General features: G+C 71.6%; 19 protein-coding genes. 8 read left to right on the top strand and 11 right to left on the bottom strand.

The genetic code is table 11. The features are described 5' to 3' along the window. Positions 1-29 precede the first annotated feature (29 nt). The 5 genes from ACFC51_RS33725 to ACFC51_RS33705 form a co-directional block, all read right to left on the bottom strand. Complete coding sequence (locus ACFC51_RS33725) at positions 30-1610, bottom strand: ABC transporter substrate-binding protein (protein ID WP_376375289.1); 1581 nt, start codon at positions 1608-1610, stop codon at positions 30-32. 117 nt (positions 1611-1727) lie between these two features. Further along, positions 1728-2483 carry an SDR family oxidoreductase gene (locus tag ACFC51_RS33720; RefSeq protein ID WP_376375292.1) on the bottom strand — a complete coding sequence of 252 codons (756 nt, stop codon included), beginning with the start codon at positions 2481-2483 and terminating at the stop codon, positions 1728-1730. 22 nt (positions 2484-2505) lie between these two features. Next, on the bottom strand, positions 2506-3267 hold the full coding sequence (fabG, locus tag ACFC51_RS33715) for a 3-oxoacyl-ACP reductase FabG (protein ID WP_329226396.1): 762 nt from the start codon (positions 3265-3267) through the stop codon (positions 2506-2508). 202 nt (positions 3268-3469) lie between these two features. After that, on the bottom strand, positions 3470-3853 hold the full coding sequence (locus ACFC51_RS33710) for a DUF3037 domain-containing protein (RefSeq protein WP_376375294.1): 384 nt from the start codon (positions 3851-3853) through the stop codon (positions 3470-3472). Further along, positions 3850-4734: a HipA family kinase gene (locus tag ACFC51_RS33705; protein WP_376375297.1), complete on the bottom strand. Its 885-nt coding sequence runs from the start codon at positions 4732-4734 to the stop codon at positions 3850-3852. Before ACFC51_RS33705 ends, ACFC51_RS33710 begins: the two co-directional genes overlap by 4 nt. A 201-nt stretch (positions 4735-4935) precedes the next feature. Here ACFC51_RS33705 and ACFC51_RS33700 point away from each other — a divergent pair, with 201 nt between their 5' ends. The 6 genes from ACFC51_RS33700 (at position 4936) to ACFC51_RS33675 (ending at position 10249) form a co-directional block, all read left to right on the top strand. Further along, positions 4936-5205, top strand: coding sequence for a GlsB/YeaQ/YmgE family stress response membrane protein (locus ACFC51_RS33700; RefSeq protein WP_376375299.1), 270 nt, complete (start codon positions 4936-4938; stop codon positions 5203-5205). A 475-nt stretch (positions 5206-5680) separates the two neighbouring features. Next, on the top strand, positions 5681-6886 hold the full coding sequence (locus ACFC51_RS33695; protein WP_376532619.1) for a cytochrome P450: 1206 nt from the start codon (positions 5681-5683) through the stop codon (positions 6884-6886). Between the two features lie 90 nt (positions 6887-6976). Continuing rightward, a complete protein-coding gene (locus tag ACFC51_RS33690; RefSeq protein ID WP_376532553.1) occupies positions 6977-7390 on the top strand; it encodes a hypothetical protein in 414 nt (137 codons plus the stop codon). A 46-nt stretch (positions 7391-7436) separates the two neighbouring features. Continuing rightward, entirely contained in the window at positions 7437-7886 is a 450-nt protein-coding gene (locus tag ACFC51_RS33685; protein WP_376532551.1) for a Rieske (2Fe-2S) protein, read from the top strand. Between the two features lie 104 nt (positions 7887-7990). Beyond that, positions 7991-8461: a pyridoxamine 5'-phosphate oxidase family protein gene (locus ACFC51_RS33680; protein ID WP_376375307.1), complete on the top strand. Its 471-nt coding sequence runs from the start codon at positions 7991-7993 to the stop codon at positions 8459-8461. Positions 8462-8839: 378 nt separating this feature from the next. After that, positions 8840-10249 (top strand): cation:dicarboxylate symporter family transporter, encoded by a 1410-nt coding sequence (locus ACFC51_RS33675; protein ID WP_376375309.1) that lies wholly within the window; start codon positions 8840-8842, stop codon positions 10247-10249. Positions 10250-10340: 91 nt separating this feature from the next. Here ACFC51_RS33675 and ACFC51_RS33670 read toward each other — a convergent pair whose 3' ends face one another. Continuing rightward, positions 10341-11258, bottom strand: coding sequence for a LysR family transcriptional regulator (locus ACFC51_RS33670; protein WP_376375312.1), 918 nt, complete (start codon positions 11256-11258; stop codon positions 10341-10343). A gap of 73 nt (positions 11259-11331) precedes the next feature. On the opposite strand from ACFC51_RS33670, the gene ACFC51_RS33665 reads away from it, so the two are divergent. Then, positions 11332-12330, top strand: a complete 999-nt coding sequence (locus ACFC51_RS33665; RefSeq protein ID WP_376532549.1) for a DMT family transporter — start codon at positions 11332-11334, stop codon at positions 12328-12330. Here the strand turns inward: ACFC51_RS33665 and ACFC51_RS33660 are convergent. Then, complete coding sequence (locus ACFC51_RS33660; protein ID WP_376532548.1) at positions 12317-13648, bottom strand: aminotransferase class I/II-fold pyridoxal phosphate-dependent enzyme; 1332 nt, start codon at positions 13646-13648, stop codon at positions 12317-12319. The genes ACFC51_RS33665 and ACFC51_RS33660 overlap by 14 nt on opposite strands. A 35-nt stretch (positions 13649-13683) precedes the next feature. On the opposite strand from ACFC51_RS33660, the gene ACFC51_RS33655 reads away from it, so the two are divergent. Next, positions 13684-14379, top strand: a complete 696-nt coding sequence (locus ACFC51_RS33655; RefSeq protein WP_376375320.1) for a pyridoxamine 5'-phosphate oxidase family protein — start codon at positions 13684-13686, stop codon at positions 14377-14379. A gap of 42 nt (positions 14380-14421) precedes the next feature. Here the strand turns inward: ACFC51_RS33655 and ACFC51_RS33650 are convergent, their stop codons facing one another. The 4 genes from ACFC51_RS33650 to ACFC51_RS33635 all read right to left on the bottom strand — a co-directional run bounded on the left by ACFC51_RS33650 (position 14422) and on the right by ACFC51_RS33635 (position 17986). Further along, entirely contained in the window at positions 14422-15381 is a 960-nt protein-coding gene (locus ACFC51_RS33650; protein WP_376532546.1) for a DMT family transporter, read from the bottom strand. A 162-nt stretch (positions 15382-15543) separates the two neighbouring features. Next, positions 15544-16578: a DMT family transporter gene (locus ACFC51_RS33645; protein WP_376532544.1), complete on the bottom strand. Its 1035-nt coding sequence runs from the start codon at positions 16576-16578 to the stop codon at positions 15544-15546. 67 nt (positions 16579-16645) lie between these two features. Next, complete coding sequence (locus ACFC51_RS33640; protein ID WP_376532617.1) at positions 16646-17110, bottom strand: Clp protease N-terminal domain-containing protein; 465 nt, start codon at positions 17108-17110, stop codon at positions 16646-16648. A 279-nt stretch (positions 17111-17389) separates the two neighbouring features. Beyond that, positions 17390-17986, bottom strand: coding sequence for a PadR family transcriptional regulator (locus ACFC51_RS33635; protein WP_376375328.1), 597 nt, complete (start codon positions 17984-17986; stop codon positions 17390-17392). Positions 17987-18706 lie beyond the last annotated feature (720 nt).

Raw genomic sequence — 18706 nt, 5'->3', positions numbered from 1 at the left:
AACGGATCGCCGGTCCTGCCGCCGCCCTCCTACCAGCTGGTCTTCCGGTACAGCTCCCACATCTGCATGACCGTCTGCGGGTCGAGCGCGCGCTCTCCGCCGCCGATGTCCTCACCGGCCGCGACATAGAGCTTGCCCTGCCACAGGGGCAGCAGCCGCACGTCCTTGACGAGGATCTCCTGGGCCCGCTTGAACTGGTCGGAGACGGCACCGCGGTCGCTCTCCTTGCGGGAGGACGGCAGCAGTTCCTGGGTGATCTCGTTCGTCAGGTACGGGGTGCCGGTGACGCTCTCCTGGCCCACGAAGGGAGCGATGAAGTTGTCCGGGTCCGGGAAGTCGGGGAACCAGCCGCGCCCGAAGACGGGGTACTCGCCCTGGGTGAAGCCCTCCTGAAAGGACTTCCACGGCGCGCTCTTCAGGGTGATCCGGAAGAGGCCCGACGCCTCGAGCTGGCGCTTCAGCTCGGCGAACTCGGGCGCCGTGGAGGAGCCGTAGCGGTCGGTCGTGTACCAGAAGGTCATCTTGACGGGCGCGGTGATCCCGGCGTCGGAGAGGATCGTCCTCGCCTTGGCCACGTCCGGGTCGCCGAAGGAGTCGAAGAAGCTGGTGGTGTGGCCGGCGATGCCCTTCGGGACCATGGAGTAGAGCGGCTCGGCGGTGCCCCGGTAGACCTTCGCGACGAGGGCGTCGCGGTTCACCAGCTGGGCGATGGCCTGCCGGACGGCGAGCTTCCCCGCGGCGGGGTCCTTGGGGTTGAAGACGAGGAAGCGGATGTCGGCGCCGACGGACTCGACGATCTGCAGACCGTTGTTGTCCTTCTTGTTGTCCTCGAGGCCGATGACCTCCTCGGCGGTCAGGCCTCGGTAGGTGGCGTCGATCTCCTTCTTCTTCAGCGCCTCGACCATGGGGGCGGAGTCGTCGAAGTAGCGGATCGTGACCGCGGTGTTTTTCCGGTCGGCGAACCCCTTGTAGCTGGGGTTCTTCGTCAGCTCGGCCTGCTTGCCGGGCTCGTACGAGTCCAGCACGTAAGGCCCCGAACCCGTGACCTTGCCGTCGTCGCGGACGCTGTCCGCCGGGTACTCACCGGGGGGAACGATCGACATCGCGGGAGTGGCCAGGATGAACGGGAAGGTCGCGTCCGCCTTGGCGAGGTGGAAGATGACCGTGTCCTCGCCCTTGGTCTCCACCCGGTCGAGAGAGCCGAGCAGGCCGGCCGGGCCGCCCTTGACCTTGATCTTCGTGATCCGGTCGATGGAGTACTTCACGGTCTCGGCGTCGATCTTCTCGCCGTTGGAGAACTTCAGGCCGGATCGCAGGGTGCACCGGTAGGCCATGCTGGTGGCGTCGGTGAACCGGCATTCCTTCGCCGCGTCCGGCTCGGGGCTGGTGCTGCCGGTCGGGAAGCTCACCAGGGTCTGGAAGACGTTCCTCATCAGCTCCCAGGAGCCGTCCCACGCGGCGGCCGGATCCAGGGTCGAGGGCGAACTCGTCGTTCCGACGGATATCTTCTGGTCCGTTTCCGAACTGCTGTCGGACAGCAGGCCGCAGCCGGTCAGCAGAGAAAGGGAAGCAAGGGCTGCAACAGTCTGCAGACTGGCCCGGTAGAACACGCGCACGCTCCTCGATCAGCCTTGGGTCGGCAGACCATACCGCAGCGCCTCGCCGGAGCAATCCGCTGGCCCGGCGAGGCACTTGCGTCAATCAGGGCCAAAGTGGCGCAGTCCCTCTCAGGCCACGCCGGCGTTCAGGAAGATACCGCCGTCGACCACGAGGGTCTGGCCCGTGACCCAGTCGGACTGCGCCGACGTGAGGAACGCCGCGGCACCGCCGATGTCCTGCGGGACGCCGAGCCGGCCCAGCGGATAGGCGGCCGCGGCCTCGGCCTCCCGGCCCTCGTACAGGGCCTCCGCGAACTTGGTCTTCACCACCGCCGGGGCGATCGCGTTGACCCGCACGACCGGCGCGAACTCGTGCGCCAGCTGGAGGGTCAGGTTGACCATGGCGGCCTTGCTCATACCGTAGGCACCGATGAACGGCGACGCGGAGACACCCGCGACCGAGGCGATGTTGACGATCGCCCCGCCGTTCTCCCGCTGCCATGCCTTCCAGGTCTGCTGGGCGAAGCCGAGCGCCGAGATCACGTTGGTCTCGTAGACCTTGCGGGCGACGTTGAGGTCGAGCTCCGCCATCGGGCCGAAGACGGGGTTGGTGCCGGCGTTGTTGACCAGGTAGTCGACCCGGCCGAACGCGTCCATCGCACGTTCGACGGCCGCGGCCTGATGCGCCTCGTCGTGCGCCTTGCCCGCGATCCCGACGGCCCGGTCGGCGCCGAGCTTCTCGACGGCCTCCTTCAGGGCGTCCTCGCCGCGTCCCGTGATGACGACGCGGTCACCCCGGGCGACGAGCGCCTCGGCGATGCCGTAGCCGATGCCCCGGCTCGCGCCCGTGATGAGCGCGACCTTGCCACTGTCCTGCACAGTCATGGTGTCCGTTGCCCTTCCGGGGTCAGTTGAGCGGTCCGCCGGCGACGTACATGACCTGGCCGGAGACGAAGCCCGCGTCCTCGCCGGTGAAGAAGGCGATCGCGTTGGCGATGTCCTCGGGGCGCCCCACGCGCTGCACGGGGATCTGCGTCGCGGCGGCGGCCTGGAACTCCTCGAAGCCCATGCCGACGCGCGCCGCCGTCTGGGCGGTCATCTCGGTGACGATGAACCCGGGGGCGACGGCGTTGGCGGTCACGCCGAACTTGCCGAGCTCCTTGGCAAGCGTCTTCGTGAAGCCCTGGAGACCGGCCTTGACCGCCGAGTAGTTCGCCTGGCCGCGGTTGCCCAGCGCCGAGGAGGACGAGAGCGAGACGATGCGGCCGAACTTGGCCTCCACCATGTGCGACTGGACGGCCTTGGCCATCAGGAACGCGCCCTTGAGGTGGACGTTCATCACAAGGTCCCAGTCGGACTCGCTCATCTTGAAGAGCAGGTTGTCACGGAGCACCCCGGCGTTGTTGACGAGGATCGTCGGGGCGCCGAGCTCGGCGGCGACGCGCGCGACGGCCGCCTCCACCTGGGCGCTGTCCGAGACGTCGCAGCCGACGGCGAGGGCCTTGCCCCCGGCGGTGGTGATCTTCTCGACCGTGTCCTTGCACGCCGCCTCGTCGAGGTCGAGTACGGCGACGGCGCGGCCCTCGGCCGCCAGGCGTACGGCGGTGGCGGCGCCGATGCCCCGTGCCGCTCCCGTCACGATGGCGACGCGCTGCTCGGTGGTGGACATGCTTGGTTCTCCTCGCCCTTGGATCGCGGCTCAGCGGACGTCAGGAAGTTCCCGATAACTGAGCAACCGCTTAGTACCTTCAGCAGACGAGACGCTAGAAGCCCTGGCACCCGGTGTCAACGGCACACGGGGGCGCGGGCGCATGTCACACCGGACGGAGCCGCCGCCCCGCACCTCCGTCGCGGCGGCTCCGGCGCCCGGGTCAGCGCACGAGCAGGTCCAGCAGGCGCTCCACCTCGGCGGCCGGGTCCGCGGTCAGACCGCTGTGCACGACGCCCGGCTGGACGACCGTGGACCGGGGCGCGATCAGCCAGCGGAAGCGCCGGCCGGCGTCGTCACCGGCGGCCTGGCCCGCCGCCTCGCCGCCGCCGCAGACGCCTTCGACGGCCCGCAGCGCCGCCTGAACACCGAGCACGTCGGCCTGCGGATCCAGCGCCTTGAGCTTGTGCTCGTCCAGGTGGGTGCGGGCCGCGACGAACGACTTGGCCCGGCAGTAGACCAGCACACCCGCGTTGAAGCACTCACCGCGCTCGACGCGGGGGACGACGCGCAGGACCGCGTACTCGAAGACATCGCGCTTGCTCATCGGCCGCCGTCCTTGTCGTCCCGCCCGGCGCCGGCCGGGGCGTCGCGGTCCTTCTCGGTGGAGCGCGGCCGGGGGGCCAGGCGCTCGGTGAGCCATCCGGGGGCCTGGGAGGGCCGGGGCTTGGTGGGCCCCTCCATGACGATGCGCTCGTGGATGCTCCCGGCACGCGCCAGCAGCGGCTCCACATAGGCACGGCGCAACTGGTCCGTGGTCGCGAACCCCGGCTCGCCGGCCAGCCACTCGTCGGGCACCTCCGCGGCCACCTCGGTGAGGAGTTCCTCCGTGACCAGCGGGGCGAGCTCGGCGGCCGCGGCGGCGATGTCCGGCCCGAACGGTGCGAGGACGTGGTCGGAGGCGTTGTACGGCTTCGCCGCGGAGGCCTGTGCGCCCGGCCAGTTGTGGTGCCAGATCATGGTGGCCCCGTGGTCGATCAGCCAGGGCTCACCGTGCCAGACGAGCATGTTGGGGTTCCGCCACGACCGGTCCACGTTGTTGATCAGCGCGTCGAACCAGACGACCCTTCCGGCCTCCGCAGCGCCGACCTCGTAGGCGAGCGGGTCGAATCCGAGCGAACCGGGAAGGAAGTCCATCCCGAGGTTCAGCCCCGCGCTGGCCTTGAGGAGCTCCTGCACCTCCTGATCGGGCTCGGCGAGCCCGATGACGGGGTCGAGCTGGATGGTCACCAGCTCGGGCACCCGCAGCCCCAGCCTCCGGCCGAGCTCCCCGCAGATGACCTCCGCGACCAGGGTCTTGCGCCCCTGCCCGGCTCCGGTGAACTTCATGACGTACGTACCGAGGTCGTCGGCCTCGACGATCCCGGGGAGCGAGCCGCCCTCACGCAGGGGCGTGACGTAGCGGGTCGCGGTGACTTCTGTCAGCATTTCGCCAGGCTATACGGCGCGACCGCCTGGAGATCCACGGACCATGGGCAGCTCCACGGAGGCACGGGGACCGCGTCGGCCGACCGGGCCGGCCCCCCGCCCCCTCTCGCACAAGAGACCGAACGATCTGCGTTTGAAAGCGCCGTCACGGTAAACACGGTCCTTGACAGCGTCTTTATATCACCAGGTAGGAGAGGCATCATGGGCATCATTGCTTGGATCTTCATCGGGTTGCTCGCCGGCCTCATCGCCAAGGCACTCATGCCGGGCAAGGACCCGGGCGGCATCGTCATCACGATGCTCATCGGTATCGCGGGCGGCCTGCTCGGCGGCTGGCTCGGCAAGGTCATCTTCGGCGTCGACTCCATCGACGGCTTCTTCGACCTCTCCACCTGGATCGCCGCCATCGTCGGCTCGCTCATCCTCCTCGTGCTGTACCGCGTCGTCACGGGCAACCGTCGCCACGCCTGACCCGCACGATCCTCTCAGCGAAGCGGCTCCGCCCTCCCCGGGCGGGGCCGCTTCGCCGTGGCGGGGGCGCGCAGTCGTCACGCGCCTGTACGCCGCTCCCCGGACACGTCCGGCTCCGCCGGTGCCCCCGGCCCGGCGGTCGGCCGTCCACGCGCCTCGACAGTGGACTTCGCCGGTTTCCGGCCGGACCGGGCTCGCTGGTCTAGGCTTCCCATGTCCCCTTTCCCTCAATGGAGTTCGACGCACCCTCGACGGCACGGCACGACCGCCGCATCCGGGATGCCGCCGGTTCGAGGCCGCCGTGGTGGTCCGGTCCAGGACCGGACCACCGGTGTCTCCTGGCGTCCTGCGGCCCGCACGGCCGGGGCCACGCACCACGGCGCCGGGCCTGCTCGGCACGCCCTTGCCCGTCCTTCGGTCTGGAGCCCAGTTGATCACGTCACCGGCACCCTCCTCCCCCGGCGTCCCCCACCGCATGGATCCGTCCGGGGGCTGTCCGCACGCGGCCAACGCCCGTCTGCTGGCCCAGGGAGCCGTGGCCTCCGTCCTCCTCCCCGGGGACGTGGAGGGCGTGGCCGTGCTGGGACACGACGCGCTGAGAGAGTTCCTCGCGCATCCCGACGTCGCCAAGGATGCGCGGCATTTCGCAGCCCTCCAGGCAGGCGGGATCCCCGACGGCTGGCCGCTCAGGACGTTCGCCACCGTGCAGGGGATGACGACCGCCGACGGCGAGGACCACCGCCGGCTGCGCTCCCTGGTGAGCAAGGCCTTCACCCCGCGCCGCGTGGAGGAGTTGCGCCCGCGCATCGAGGCGTTGACGGCCTCGCTCCTGGACGGCCTCGACCGGGCGGCGGCCGCCGGTGACGGTGTCGCCGATCTGCGGACGCACTTCGCCCTCCCCCTCCCCATGGGCGTCATCTGCGAACTGCTGGGCGTGGACGCGGCACACCACGACCGGCTGCACCAGCTGTCCAACCGCATCGTGGCGACCGACATCGGACCGGCGGAGTCCACGGCAGCCAACCGGGAGATGGTCGAGGTGCTCAGCGCGGTCGCGGCCGCCCGGACGCAGGAACCGGGGGACGATCTCGTCAGCGCGCTGATCGCGGCCAGGGAGGCCGACGGCGACCGGCTGGGTCCGCACGAGCTGATCGGCACGCTGATGCTCACGATCATCGCCGGTCACGAGACGACGCTCAACCTGATCACCAACGCCGTGCGGGCGCTCTGCACCCATCGGGACCAGCTCGCCCTCGTACGGTCGGGCGAGGCGACCTGGGCCGACGTGGTGGAGGAGACGCTGCGCTGGGACAGCCCGGTCAGCTACTTCCCGTTCCGCTACCCGACCCGCGATCTGCCGGTCGGCGGCACCGTGATCCCCAAGGGCACCCCGGTGCTGGCCGGTTACTCCGCCGCGGGCCGTGACACGACGGCCCACGGGGCCGACGCCGACCGCTTCGACATCACCCGGGACGGCGGTGCCCGCCACCTCTCGCTCGGCCACGGCGCCCACTACTGCTTGGGCGCCCCGCTGGCCCGGATGGAGGCCACCACCGCTCTCTCCCAGCTGTTCGGACGCTTCCCCGACCTCGGTCTCGCCCTTCCCGAGGCCGCACTGCCGCGCCACGCCTCCTTCGTGGGCAACAGCGTGCAGTCGCTTCCGGTGCGACTGCACGGTTGAGCGGAGCGGGCCCTCGGCGGCCGGCGCAGCCCCGCGCACCGGCCGCCGCCTGTCCCGCCTGTACGGTCACGGCCGTGATGGATCACGGCCGTGACGGGTCCCGCCCGCCTGACGTCCGCCGCGGACATCGTCGCCGGGTACCGCACGTTCATCGGGAAGGCGCACGCGAAGGGGGTCCCGGTCCTCGGCGGAACGCTGCTGCCGTTCCGCGGCTCGTTCGTCTGGACTCCGGAACGGCAGGCGACCTGGACGACGGTCAACGACTGGATTTGGCACTCCGGCGCCTTCGACGGAGTGGTCGACTTCGCGGCGGCCACCGCGTCGGCCGACGACCCGCTGTCGATGGACCCCGACCACACAGCGGGGACGGCCTGCACCCCAACGACGCGGGCACCCGCGCGATGGCCGATGCCGTGGACCTCGGCCTGCTGCTGGACCGGCCCGGCCGGAAGGACTCGCCTCGCGGGTGAACGCCCGGCCGCGCGGATCCGTACCCACACCTGATGTCATCCTCACCTGACGTCTCGTATCCGATGAAGGGAATGCCGGCATGAGCGCATCGCAGGAGATCCGGGCCCGTCTGGGACGCCGTACCGTCGTCGCAGCGGGTGCGGCGGGGCTGGTCACCGTCCTCACCGCGTGCGGCGGGGCCGATGACTCCGGCGGTCCGGACTCGGCCGGACCGGCCGGTGAGGGGGACGGTGCGAACGGCGGCACCGCGCTCGCCCGGACCTCCGACATCCCTGAGGGCGGGGGGATGGTCTTCGCCGACCAGGGGGTGGTGGTCACCCAGCCGACGGCCGGCCGGTTCAAGGCGTTCTCGTCGAAGTGCACCCATCAGGGGTGCTCGGTGAAGGGGATCGCCGACGGCGTCATCACCTGCCCGTGCCACAACAGCACGTTCGACGCCGCGACCGGCGAGGCGACGGGCGGACCGGCGACGATGCCACTGCCGGAGAAGAAGATCCTGGTGGAGGGCGACTCCATCACCCTGGCCTGAACTCCCGTGTGACATCCGGTGCGGGTGCCCGGGCGGGCCGTTGCGTGAGCGCGGATGAGCCTCCATGATGCCCGGAACCGGCCGAACCGCAAGAAGGGCGTACCGTGACCGCTGCCCAGCGCCGTGGCCGTCGGATCATGATGACCGACGCGGAACGGGACGCCTACCTCGCGGAACAGCGCACCTGCCGGGTGGCCACGGTCTCCTCCGACGGCATGCCGCACGTCGCCGCCCTGTGGTTCGTCTGGGACGGCACCTCCCTCTGGCTCTACTCCCTCACCCGCAGTCTGCGCTGGGCGCAGCTCCGCCGAAATCCGAGGGCCGCCGTGGTGGTGGACGACGGGTCCGAGTACGGCGAGCTGCGCGGGGTGGAGCTCGCCGGCGAGGTCCGCTTCGTCGGCGAGGTCCCCCGCACGGGCGCGGACTGCTCCGAACTGGACGTGCCGGAGCGGATGTTCGCGGCGAAGTACTTCGGCCTGGACTCCCTGCCGCACGACGAGCGGCACGGGTGGCTCCGGCTCACACCCCTGACCGTCAGGTCCTGGGACTTCCGCAAGCTGTCAGGGCCGCGCTGACGCGCCCCGGCCGGCAGCCGGAGAACTGCCGCCCGCTGTGGAGACCTTGCGCATGCCCGCAGCAGCTGCCGCCCGGGGAGTCCCGCGGCACGTGAGCGGCCATCCCCTCGACGCCACCTGCCGGGCGAGCTCGTGTGCGCCGGGCCGCCGGTCCCTCTCCCGGGCGCGGCGGCCCTCGGCCGTGCTGCGCGCAGAGCTCGTGCGGGCTCCGGGGACCGGCTTCGCCAACGCCGTCGTCGTGCCTTGTAGTTATCACCAAAAAAGATCTACGCCTCCGCACGTACCTTCCGTTGTGATGCGCCGGCAGTCATAGTGGCGGACAGTTCACGGAAGTTGAGTTCCACATTGTGGAATGGTTCCAGTCTGGAGAGTGCTCTCATGCCGGACGCCAGCCCGTCACTGGCCCGACGCATCGCCCGTTTCCTCCGTACGTCCCTGTTCGCGCAAGTCGCTCTCGCCCTGCTGCTGGGTGTCGTCGTCGGACGGCTGTGGCCCCACGTGGGATCCGCCGTACAGCCCCTCGGCGACGGGTTCGTCCGACTGATCAAGGCCATGATCGCCCCACTCGTCTTCTGTGTGGTGATCGCCGGCATCGCCAAGGCGGGGGACCTCAAGGCGTTCGGCCGCATCGGCCTCAAGGCGCTGATCTGGTTCGAGGTCGCGACGACCGTCGCGCTCGCCGTCGGTCTCCTGGCGGGCAACCTCGTGTCACCGGGCAGCGGGATGGACGTGGACCCGGCGTCGCTCGACGCGTCGGCCGTGGACGAGAAGACCGGCGGTGGCTCGCTGCCGTCGACCTCGGAGTTCATCCTCCACTCACTGCCGGACAGCGCCGTGGGCGCGTTCGCGGAGAACTCTCTGCTGCAGGTCCTCGTCCTCGCCTGTCTGGTGGGCGCGGCCCTGCTCCACCTGGGCCAGGCCAAGGTGCCGGCGATCCTGCCCGCGATCGAGCAGGCCCAGGAGGTCGTCTTCGCCGTGGTCGGCTTCGTCATGAAGCTGGCCCCGCTGGCCGTCTTCGGCGCGACCGCGCATCTGGTCGGCGAGTACGGGCTGGGCGCGCTGTCGACGTACGGCAAGCTCATCGCCGTCTGCTACGCCGTGGCCGTCCTGTTCCTGGTCCTCCTCGGCCTGGCCCTCAAGGCGTTCACCGGAGTCAGCCTGTGGAAGTTCGTGCGCTACACCCGCGAGGAGATGCTGCTGGCTCTGGGCACGGCGTCCAGCGAGGCCGTGATGCCTCGCATGATGCAGAAGCTGCGCCAGGCCGGGTGCCGCGAGGATGCCGTCGGGCTCGTCCTGCCGACCGGGTACTCGTTCAACCTCGACGGAGCGTCGATCTACCTCTCCATCGGCACGCTGTTCATCGCCCAGGCCGTGGGAGTCGACCTGACGCTCGGTCAACAGGTGACGGTGGTCGTCGTACTGATGCTGACCAGCAAGGGGATGGCCGGGGTGCCCGGTTCGGCCTTCCTGGCGCTCTCCGCCACGGCGTCGGCCCTGGGCGTGATCCCCGCCGGCGCCGTGGCCCTCCTCCTCGGAGTGGACCGCATCATGGACACGATGCGTGTCGCCACCAACCTCCTGGGCAATTGCGTGGCCGTCTTCGCGGTGTCCAAGTGGGAGGGCGCCCTCGACCAGCACCGCATGCGCAAGGTGCTGGACGGCGAGATCGCCTTCGAGCCGGAGCCGGAGCCGGTACCGGAGCCCGAGCGAGCCCCTTCCGCCGCTTCCGTCGCCGGTGACGGCACTCCGGTCGGCTCGGGCAAGGCCGGCCGACCGAGCGGCGCCTGAGATCCGGCGGACCCCTGCGGAGCACCACGACGGGGACCCGAAAGGGCGGTGGCGGGCAGGGAGTCCCTGCCCGCCACCGGCGTTCCGGGGATCACCCCGGCAGCGGCGCGTGCAGAGCCCCGCCCGCGGAGATCAGGGCGTCCACGGCGGCTCTGATCGACGGTCTCCGGTCCGCGTCCGCACGCCACACCGCGTGGACGTGCCGACGCATGGGCTGCCGCACGGGCACGAGGCGCACACCATCCGGCACCGGCCCCCGCCCGAGCCGAGGCGCTACGCAGACACCGAACCCCGCTGCAATCAGCGCGAGTTGGGTGTGGTGCTCGCCCGCGAGATGCGCGATCCGGGGCTCGACCCCCTTGGACCGCAGGGTGAACATCAGCCAGTCGTAACAGAATTCACCCTCCGGCCACGACACCCATTCGTCGTCGGCGAAGTCCTCGATGTCCACCTCGCTCCTGCCCGCGAGAGGATGATCCGAGGGCATGGCGATGTCCGGTGCGTCGTCGAGGAGTTCGGCCTTGGCCAGCCCTCCGGGAACGGGCAGTCGCTTGTTGCTCCAGTCGAGCACCACTGCGAGGTCGGCGTCCCCCCGCAGCACCGCGCGGATTCCACTCTCCGGCTCCAACTCGGTTGTACGGACCTTGAGTTCCGGGTGTTCGGAGCGGAGTGCGGCGAGGGCTGCGGGGAACAGCCCCCGGGCGGCCGTCGGGAAGGCCGCGAGGCGGACCTCACCCACCACCTGCCCCCGCTGGGCCTCGATGTCGGCCTGGGCGACCTCGACCTGGGAGAGGATCTTCGCCGCGTGGTCCGCGAGCAGCCGGCCCGCGTCGGTGAGACGGACCCCCCGGCCGTTCCTGGCCAGGAGCTGCTGCCCCACCTCGCGCTCCAGTTTGGCCATCTGCTGGGAGACGGCCGAGGTGGTGACATGGAGGCCGTCGGCGGCCCCGCTCACCGAACCGTGGCGGGCGAAGGCATCCAGCGTCCGCAGGCGCTCCAGATTCAACATGTAAGCAATGCTACGCCTGGAACCCCAGAAACTTTCACTTGTCCTACGCGATACGGCTCGCCATGGTGGTCACATGAGCGCTCCCGCCGCACCGAGAAGCCTGCCCCTCCGCGACACCTCACGCCCTGGACCACAGGCGCCCGGACACGCCCTGGACTGGCGCGTCCGCTTCGCCGCGCTGTCGCTCATCTGGGGTTTCAGTTTCCTGCTGATCAAGGTCGGAACCGAGGGGTACGCCCCGTTCCAGGTGACCTTCGGCCGGCTCCTGTCCGGGACGGCGGTGCTCGCCGTCGCGATGGCGGTGCGCCGGGAACGGCTGCCCCGCTCCGGCCGGACCTGGGGGCACCTTTTCGTCGCCGCGTTCTTCCTCAACGCGCTGCCGTTCTCGCTCTTCGCGTACGCCGAGCTGACCATCCCGTCGACGCTCGCCGGGATCTGCAACGCGACCTCCCCGCTGTGGGGCATGGCACTCTCCCTCGTGGCGCTCTCCGAGGACCGGCCGACCCGCCGCCGCGTCGCCGGACTCGGCCTGGGATTCATCGGCGTACTGACCGTGCTGGGTGCATGGCAGGGCTTCTCGGGGCTGGACGTGACCGGCACCGCGATGGCCCTGCTCGCCTCGCTCAGCTACCCGGTCGGCTGGATCTACGTCCGCCGCACCCTGGCCGGCACCGGCGCGTCCACCCTCACACTGACCGGCAGTCAGCTCTTCCTCGGAACGCTGCAACTGGGCCTGGTCGTACCGGCCTTCACCAGCGCGCCCGCACGCTTCCCGGTGCTGCCCACCCTCGCCGTCATCGCTCTGGGGGCGCTCGGAACCGGCCTCGCCGTCCTCCTCCAGTACAGCCTCGTCCAGGAGGTCGGGCCGACGACGGCCCAGATGGTCACCTACTTCATCCCGGTGATCGCCACGGCGGCAGGAGTGCTGCTGCTCGGCGAGCGGCTGAACTGGAACACCCCCGTGGGCGCCCTGGTCATCCTCGCCGGCGCCGCACTCACGGGGAGCCGGGCCCGCGGCTCCGCCGGCGCGTCGCGCCGCATCGCCGGGAGCGGCCGGGTCAGCCGTGACTGACCGGGCGGGCCGGCGGGACCGCCTCCGCCACCGCGTCCGCCAGGGGCTCGACGTCCGCGGCGGACAGCGAGGAAACGGTGAGGCGAATGCCCTGGGGTGAAGCGATCCGGAACCGCGCCCCGGGGGCCACCGCCCAGCCCGCCTGCAGCAGCCGGGCGACGGCCCCGGTCTCGTCGCCCACCGGCACCCACACGTTCATCCCGGTCCGCCCGTACGCCGTGATCCCCCGGCGCTCCAGTGCCCGCACGAGCGCGTCCCGGCGCTGCCCGTAGGAGCGCGCCACCCCCGGTACGTCGACGGCACCCGCCTCCCAGAGCCGGGCCACGGTCCGCTGCAGAAGTCCGCTGACCCAGCCGGGTCCCAGCTGCTGACGCCCTGTCACCCGGTCGACGGTCAGCGCGTCCCCGGTGAGTACGGCGAGCCGCAGGTCGGGCCCGTACGCCTTGGAGGCGGACCGCACGAAGGCCCAGTGCTCGGTCACCCCCGCGAGGGGATGCACCGGCAGGTCGACGATGGCGTGACCGTGGTCGTCCTCGATCAGGAGCACCCCGGGGTGCTCCTGCAGAACGGCCCGCAGTTCCTCGGCCCTGCGGCTTCCCACCGTCGCCCCGGTCGGGTTCTGCGCCCGGTCGGTGACCACCAGAGCCCTGGCCCCCGCGCGCAGTGCCCGCTCCACCTCCCCGGGCAAGGGGCCGTCCTCGTCCAGAGCCACGGGCACCACGCGCATACCCAGCGCCGGAACGAGGTCCAGCAGGGCCGCCCAGCCCGGGTCCTCGACCGCCACCGCGTCTCCGGGCCTGAGGTGTGCGGCGAGCACACGCTCGATCGCATCGAGGGAACCGGAGGTGACCGCCACGGGCCCGGCGGGGACGCCGTCGGCGTCCAGGCCCGCCCGGGCGAGCTCCTCGAGCCGGGGGACGACCGCGGCGTCCCCGTAGAGGCTGGGCCCTCGGTCGTGGTCCGCCGCAGCCGCCGCAAGCGCCTCCCCCAGGGCGGGCAGCAGGGCGGGGTCGGGGTTGCCGTCACCGAGGTCGCGCACGCCGGGCAGGGCCTCCACCCGGAGTGAGCCACGCGCCGTACTCGCGGGGCGCGACCTCACCCTGCTCCCCCGCCGCCCCGCCGTCTCGATCACTCCGCGCTCGCGAAGCGTCCGGTAGGCGGCCGCCACGGTGTTGGGATTGACGCCGAGGCGTTCCGCCAACTCCCTCATGGGCGGCAGCACATGGCCGGGAGCGAGGTCGCCTGCAGCGACCCCGCCCTCCACACTCGCGGCGATCTCGGATGCACGCCGCCCACTGATCCGATACTCTCCTAGCACAAACATTATTATGCACTAGTGCAATGGAGGACGCAATGCCGGACACCGTCACACCCGACAGCACCGCCCCCGCCCCGGGTGCCGCCTACGAGCCGACGGAACGCACGGTCCCGAGCCGCGCCAGGCAGCGCGCCTCGTACGACCACGAGACGGTCCACTCGATACTCGACGCGGCCTACGTCTGCCATCTGGGCTTCGTCCGCGACGGAGCACCCGTCGTCCTCCCGACGCTCTTCGGCCGGATCGGGCAACGGTTGTACGTGCACGGCTCGACCGGATCGCGTCCGCTGCGCGAGACGGGCGCGGCGGACCCGGGCCTCGCCGTCTGCCTGACCGTGACGCACGTGGACGGCCTCGTGCTGGCCCGTTCCGCTTTCCACCACTCGCTGAACTACCGCTCGGTGATGGTCCACGGCACGGCCCGTACGGTGACCGACCCGGAGGAACGGCGCATCGCACTCGACGCCATCGTCGACCAGGTCGTGCCGGGGCGGTCGGAGGACTCACGTCCCGCCGACGCCAAGGAACTCGCTGCGACCGCAGTGATCCGCCTGGACCTCGACGAGGTCTCCGCCAAGATCCGCACCGGCGGCCCGAACGACGACCCGGAGGACCTCGCCCTTCCGCACTGGGCCGGCGTGGTCCCGGTGACGCGGGGATACGCCGCGCCGGTGCCGTCCGACGACCTGGACCCCTCGGTCCAGGTGCCGGACTACCTCACCGCGCTCTGACCGGCGGTGGCGAGCAGCGGCCCGCCCTCCTGCCCCGAGGGGTCAGACGGGCAGGGCCGCACGCCGCCTGCGGGCCGTAGCCGCTCCGCGGGTCTCCGCGAAGGCCAGCCCCGCCACGGCGGTGAGCAGGAGCAGCGTGCCGATGACGGTGGCCGTCGTGAGCCGCTCGCGCAGCACGGTCACCGCGATGACGGCGGCGCTCACCGGCTCCAGCAGCATGATCACGGACACGGTCGCGGAACGGACCGCCGCGGCCCCCGCGAAGTAGAGCGCATAGGCGAGCGCGGTCGGCACCGCCGCCACGTAGATCATCAGCCCCAGCACCTGGCCCGCCTCGGCCGTGTGCGGCACGAGCCCTTCGGCCGCCGCCATGGGCAGCAGCCCCACGGCCCCGATGCCGAACGCCCACGCGCTGGTGGAGAGGGAGTCGCCCGCCGCGCCGTCCCTGCCCAGGCGGCGGGTCAGCAGGGTGATGGCGGCGTACCCCGCGGCGGACAGCACGGCCAGGAGCAGCCCGGCGGGCCGCACCTCGGCCGGCTCACCGCCGAGCACCAGCACCGCGAGGCCGGTCAGGGCGCCGGCCACGGCGAGCAGCCCGCCCTTGCCCAGCCGCTCCCCCATCGTCAGCCGCGCGCCGACCGCGATGAGGACGGGACCCGCGCCCAGCGTGACCACGGTTCCGACGGCGAGCCCCGTCGACTCCACCGCCGCGAAGTAGGCGCTCTGGAAGACGGTGAGACCGATGCCGGTTCCCAGGATGCGCACCAGCCGGCGGCGACGCGGCTCGGTGGCGGTGCGGGGGCGGCGGGGGCGCAGCGCGAGCGCCCCGACCAGCAGGACGAGGCCGCCGACACAGCGCCAGAAGGACATTGCGAGAGGCCCGAGATCACTGATCCGGAAGAGCAGGGAGGCGGCGGCACCCGCCGTCCCCCAGGCAAGTCCGGCGACGACGAGGTAGAGCAGGCTCCGCCCGACGGGCAGCGCGGATTCGGGGTGGGACATGTGACGCTCCGGAGAAGGAAGAAGGGGTGGTCGGTCGCTCGGCTCCGCGCGCGGGCAGCGACGAACCGCTCGGGGCGTACCCGAGCCAGGTCTTCGTCCGGAGTGGCCGCCTCGCGCTAGGCGGCGGGAGGCGGAAGTACGGTCTGCGGCATGATCGACACCCTACGACGGCCCCGGAGGGCGGGACAACTCTCCCCCGGCCCCGGCCGGCTCGTACGGTCCCGACGCACCGGCGGCGGATACGGCGGGACCCGACGCCACCGGGCCCGAGGGCGGCCGGGGGGCGGAGGACTGGGCGATGAAGGCGCCCACCAGCACCACGCCCCCACCCACCAGCTGCGGTGCTGAGAGGTGTTCGCCCAGCAGCACCCAGGCGAGCACGGTCGCGATGACCGCTTCGAGGCACGCCACCACGCCCGCGACCTGCGGCGAGAGAAGCCGCACGGACACCACGCCGGTCACGTAGGCCAGCACGGTCGCGAGCAGCACGATCCAGCCGAGCAGGAGCCACGCGGGGACAGGGTGCCCGTCCATCTCCGCGCTCCCGCCCAGCACCGCCCACTCCATGCCCCACGGCCTGGCCACCACCGTGAGCACGGCGGCTCCGGCCAGAAGTCCGTACGCGATCACCCCCACGGGATGCGGGGGTGCGGCGTCGGCGGCGCCCCCGTGTCCGGCACCCTGGTCCGAGAGGACGAAGTAACCCACCTGACAGCATGCGGCCCCGAGGGCGAGCAACAGCCCCACCGCATCGAAGGTCAGGCCCGCCCACACCTCGACGACGCAGGCGAGTCCGCCCACCGCCAGCACCACACCGACGGCCGCGGCGCGGGTGACGGGCCGACGCTGCACGAACCGCACCCAGCCGAGGACCAGTGCGGGGGCCAGATACTCGATGAGCAGGGCGACGCCGACCGGGATGCGGGAGATCGACGCGAAGTAGAAGGCCTGCACCCCGGCCACGGCGAACAGTCCGAAGCCGGCCAGCAGAACGGGCCGCTCCCTCACCAGGCTCCGGTGGCGCCAGGCGACCGGCAGCATCACGAGGGCGGCGCCGGTCACGCGCAGCCACACCACCTGCAGCGGGTCCAGCCCCGCCTCGATCAGCGGCTTGGCCGCCACCCCGGAACCACCGAATGCGAAGGCCGAGGCAAGGGCCAGGCCCAGACCGGCACTTCTCCTCTTTGACGCGTGCATCGGCACATCATGGCAGCAGGCGTCAGGAGCGTCACCCCCGTCACACCTGTCCGCCGGGTGTTCAAGATCACTCCTGGGCGCCCTCGGCGGCTGCCCGTTCCGCCGCACGGGCGCCCAGCGGACCCGTCGCCACACCGGCCCGCTCCAGAACCTCGACCGCACGGCACCGGGGATCCGCGACCAGCGCCGCCAGCAGGTCGAGCCCGCCCGCGTGGCGCTCCCCGCGCAGGAGCGCACCGCCGACCGCGCGGTCCAGCGCCGCCTCCGCGGAGGGTGACCACCCCTCACCCCCGGGCTCCCGCACGGCGGGGAAGCCTCCCGAGCCCTCCTGGGTCCCCTGCCAGCGGAGGCCGTAGCCGATGCTGCGCTGCACGAGATACCCGAGCACCCTGGCCAGTTGCGGTCCGCCGTCGAAAACCTCCCGCACCTCGGGGTCGGACTCGACGAGTGAGTGCAGGAGATGGGCGGTGTCCACCTGGCGGTCCCCGTCGCGCACCGCCCGCCTGCGCGCACCGGTCGTCACCGCGATCATCGCGTCACTGAGCCCGGCACCGGCCCAGGGGTGGGCCGGCGTGGCTTGTTCGGGGATCTTCGATGTCCGGAATTGCACCCCTCCACCCCATCAGCCCCCGCGAGCGAACACATCCCCGGCGCGGCCCATCCCTCATCCCGCGAAAGGCGGGCACGGCACGGGTCCCTCTCATCCCTGGGGATGAGAGGGACCCCGAGACGGACGCCACGACGGCGCGGGGGTGGACGGAAGAAGGGCCCCGCGGACGGGGCCCTTCTCAGCTTGCGTGTACGGCACGGCTCAGTGCTCGTCTGCGAGGATCAGGTACAGCTTCTTACGGGCGTCGTTGATCACCGTGAGAGCCTTCTGCCGCTGGTCGGCCGAGCCGGTCTTCCAGACCTGGCCGAACGCCTCCATCAGACCGAATCCGGCCTGCCGGATCTCGTTGACGCCCTCCCAGTCGACCCCGCGCCCCGCTTCCTCCCAGGGAGCCTCGGGGCCGGACTCGGCCTCGTCGCGGCCGTGGTCGGTCAGGGTGAACAACTTCTTGCCGCCTTCACTGGCGCTGACGATCAGACCCTCGTCCTCCAGCAGCTGGAGGGTGGGGTACACCGAGCCGGGGCTGGGCTTCCAGGCCCCGCCGCTGCGCTCGCCGATCTCCTGGATCATCTCGTACCCGTGCATCGGCCGGTCCTTGAGCAGGGCGAGGATCGACGCGCGTACGTCACCGCGCCTCGCCCTCCCCCGGCCGCCTCCCCGGCCGCGTCCGCCGCCGAAGGGCCCGCCTCCGAAGGGCGGTCCGAACGGCCCGAAAGCGGCACGGCCGCCCTGGAAGTCTCCCCTGCCGGCGCCTCGGCGCCCGGGGCCGCATTCGTGGTCGTATCCATGTGAACGCATGACTGCGCTCCTCTCGTCATCGTGGGTCACGCGACTCTTCTTCGAACTGTCGCGATGCCTCAACGATATATCGGAAACTATCGCCTGGCAAGGCTGGGCGTGCGCAGACCGGTGCGGTCGGGACAGGGTGGGCGTACCGGCAGCCGGTGTTCCGCGACGCCACAGGTCACCGCCTACGGCCGCCCGGGAAGTCCTGGAGCCCTCGCTTCGGGCGACATCGAGCCTGTTCGCCGATTCCGGTGGGCGAAGGACGGCGGGAGCCTCCGGTACCGGGCCGCGACGACGGCGACCAGGTGGCGGACGAGCCGTGGCCGGAACGGGATCCCCCCGGTCCTGCTGCACGGGATCCGGAGGTGCAGCGGCTCGGGACCGCCTCTCAAAGGCTCCTGTCGCACCCGGCGCGACGGGTGGGATGCATGTCGTCACACGGCCCCTGACTACGTCGTACGTCGCGCCGACGCCTGACTGCCGACCGGAGGACGCTCGGAGATCGGGCCGGGCCGGGCGGACAGCTGTGCAGAGCCCTCTCGGCGACGGCACCGGCTGTGACACCGGTCGGTGCCGGACGGGCCTGCCCAGGAGCGCCGTCGATGGAGCTGATCGGGGCCGAGGCCTTCCAGACGTCCACGCTCCGACGCGGAGGCCACGCCTCCGGCTTCGCTCCTGAAGACCTTCCCGGAGGCCGTGGAGAAGCGCTGCGGGAGAGCACATGGTCGGGCA

It is taken from the genome of Streptomyces sp. NPDC055962, from assembly GCF_042270185.1.
Lineage (GTDB): Bacteria > Actinomycetota > Actinomycetes > Streptomycetales > Streptomycetaceae > Streptomyces.
Note: the sequence above shows the minus strand (reverse complement) of the source record. Positions and strands in the feature narration are given on the sequence as shown.

Coding starts and splice junctions, on each gene's coding strand:
- ACFC51_RS33675 (WP_376375309.1), top strand. CDS start 8,840: ATGCCGGACGCCAGCCCGTCACTGGCCCGACGCATCGCCCGTTTCCTC.
- ACFC51_RS33645 (WP_376532544.1), bottom strand. CDS start 16,578: ATGCACGCGTCAAAGAGGAGAAGTGCCGGTCTGGGCCTGGCCCTTGCC.
- ACFC51_RS33640 (WP_376532617.1), bottom strand. CDS start 17,110: ATGATCGCGGTGACGACCGGTGCGCGCAGGCGGGCGGTGCGCGACGGG.
- ACFC51_RS33650 (WP_376532546.1), bottom strand. CDS start 15,381: ATGTCCCACCCCGAATCCGCGCTGCCCGTCGGGCGGAGCCTGCTCTAC.
- ACFC51_RS33655 (WP_376375320.1), top strand. CDS start 13,684: ATGCCGGACACCGTCACACCCGACAGCACCGCCCCCGCCCCGGGTGCC.
- ACFC51_RS33665 (WP_376532549.1), top strand. CDS start 11,332: ATGAGCGCTCCCGCCGCACCGAGAAGCCTGCCCCTCCGCGACACCTCA.
- ACFC51_RS33720 (WP_376375292.1), bottom strand. CDS start 2,483: ATGACTGTGCAGGACAGTGGCAAGGTCGCGCTCATCACGGGCGCGAGC.
- ACFC51_RS33635 (WP_376375328.1), bottom strand. CDS start 17,986: ATGCGTTCACATGGATACGACCACGAATGCGGCCCCGGGCGCCGAGGC.
- ACFC51_RS33670 (WP_376375312.1), bottom strand. CDS start 11,258: ATGTTGAATCTGGAGCGCCTGCGGACGCTGGATGCCTTCGCCCGCCAC.
- ACFC51_RS33700 (WP_376375299.1), top strand. CDS start 4,936: ATGGGCATCATTGCTTGGATCTTCATCGGGTTGCTCGCCGGCCTCATC.
- ACFC51_RS33705 (WP_376375297.1), bottom strand. CDS start 4,734: ATGCTGACAGAAGTCACCGCGACCCGCTACGTCACGCCCCTGCGTGAG.
- ACFC51_RS33710 (WP_376375294.1), bottom strand. CDS start 3,853: ATGAGCAAGCGCGATGTCTTCGAGTACGCGGTCCTGCGCGTCGTCCCC.
- ACFC51_RS33695 (WP_376532619.1), top strand. CDS start 5,681: ATGGATCCGTCCGGGGGCTGTCCGCACGCGGCCAACGCCCGTCTGCTG.
- ACFC51_RS33685 (WP_376532551.1), top strand. CDS start 7,437: ATGAGCGCATCGCAGGAGATCCGGGCCCGTCTGGGACGCCGTACCGTC.
- fabG (WP_329226396.1), bottom strand. CDS start 3,267: ATGTCCACCACCGAGCAGCGCGTCGCCATCGTGACGGGAGCGGCACGG.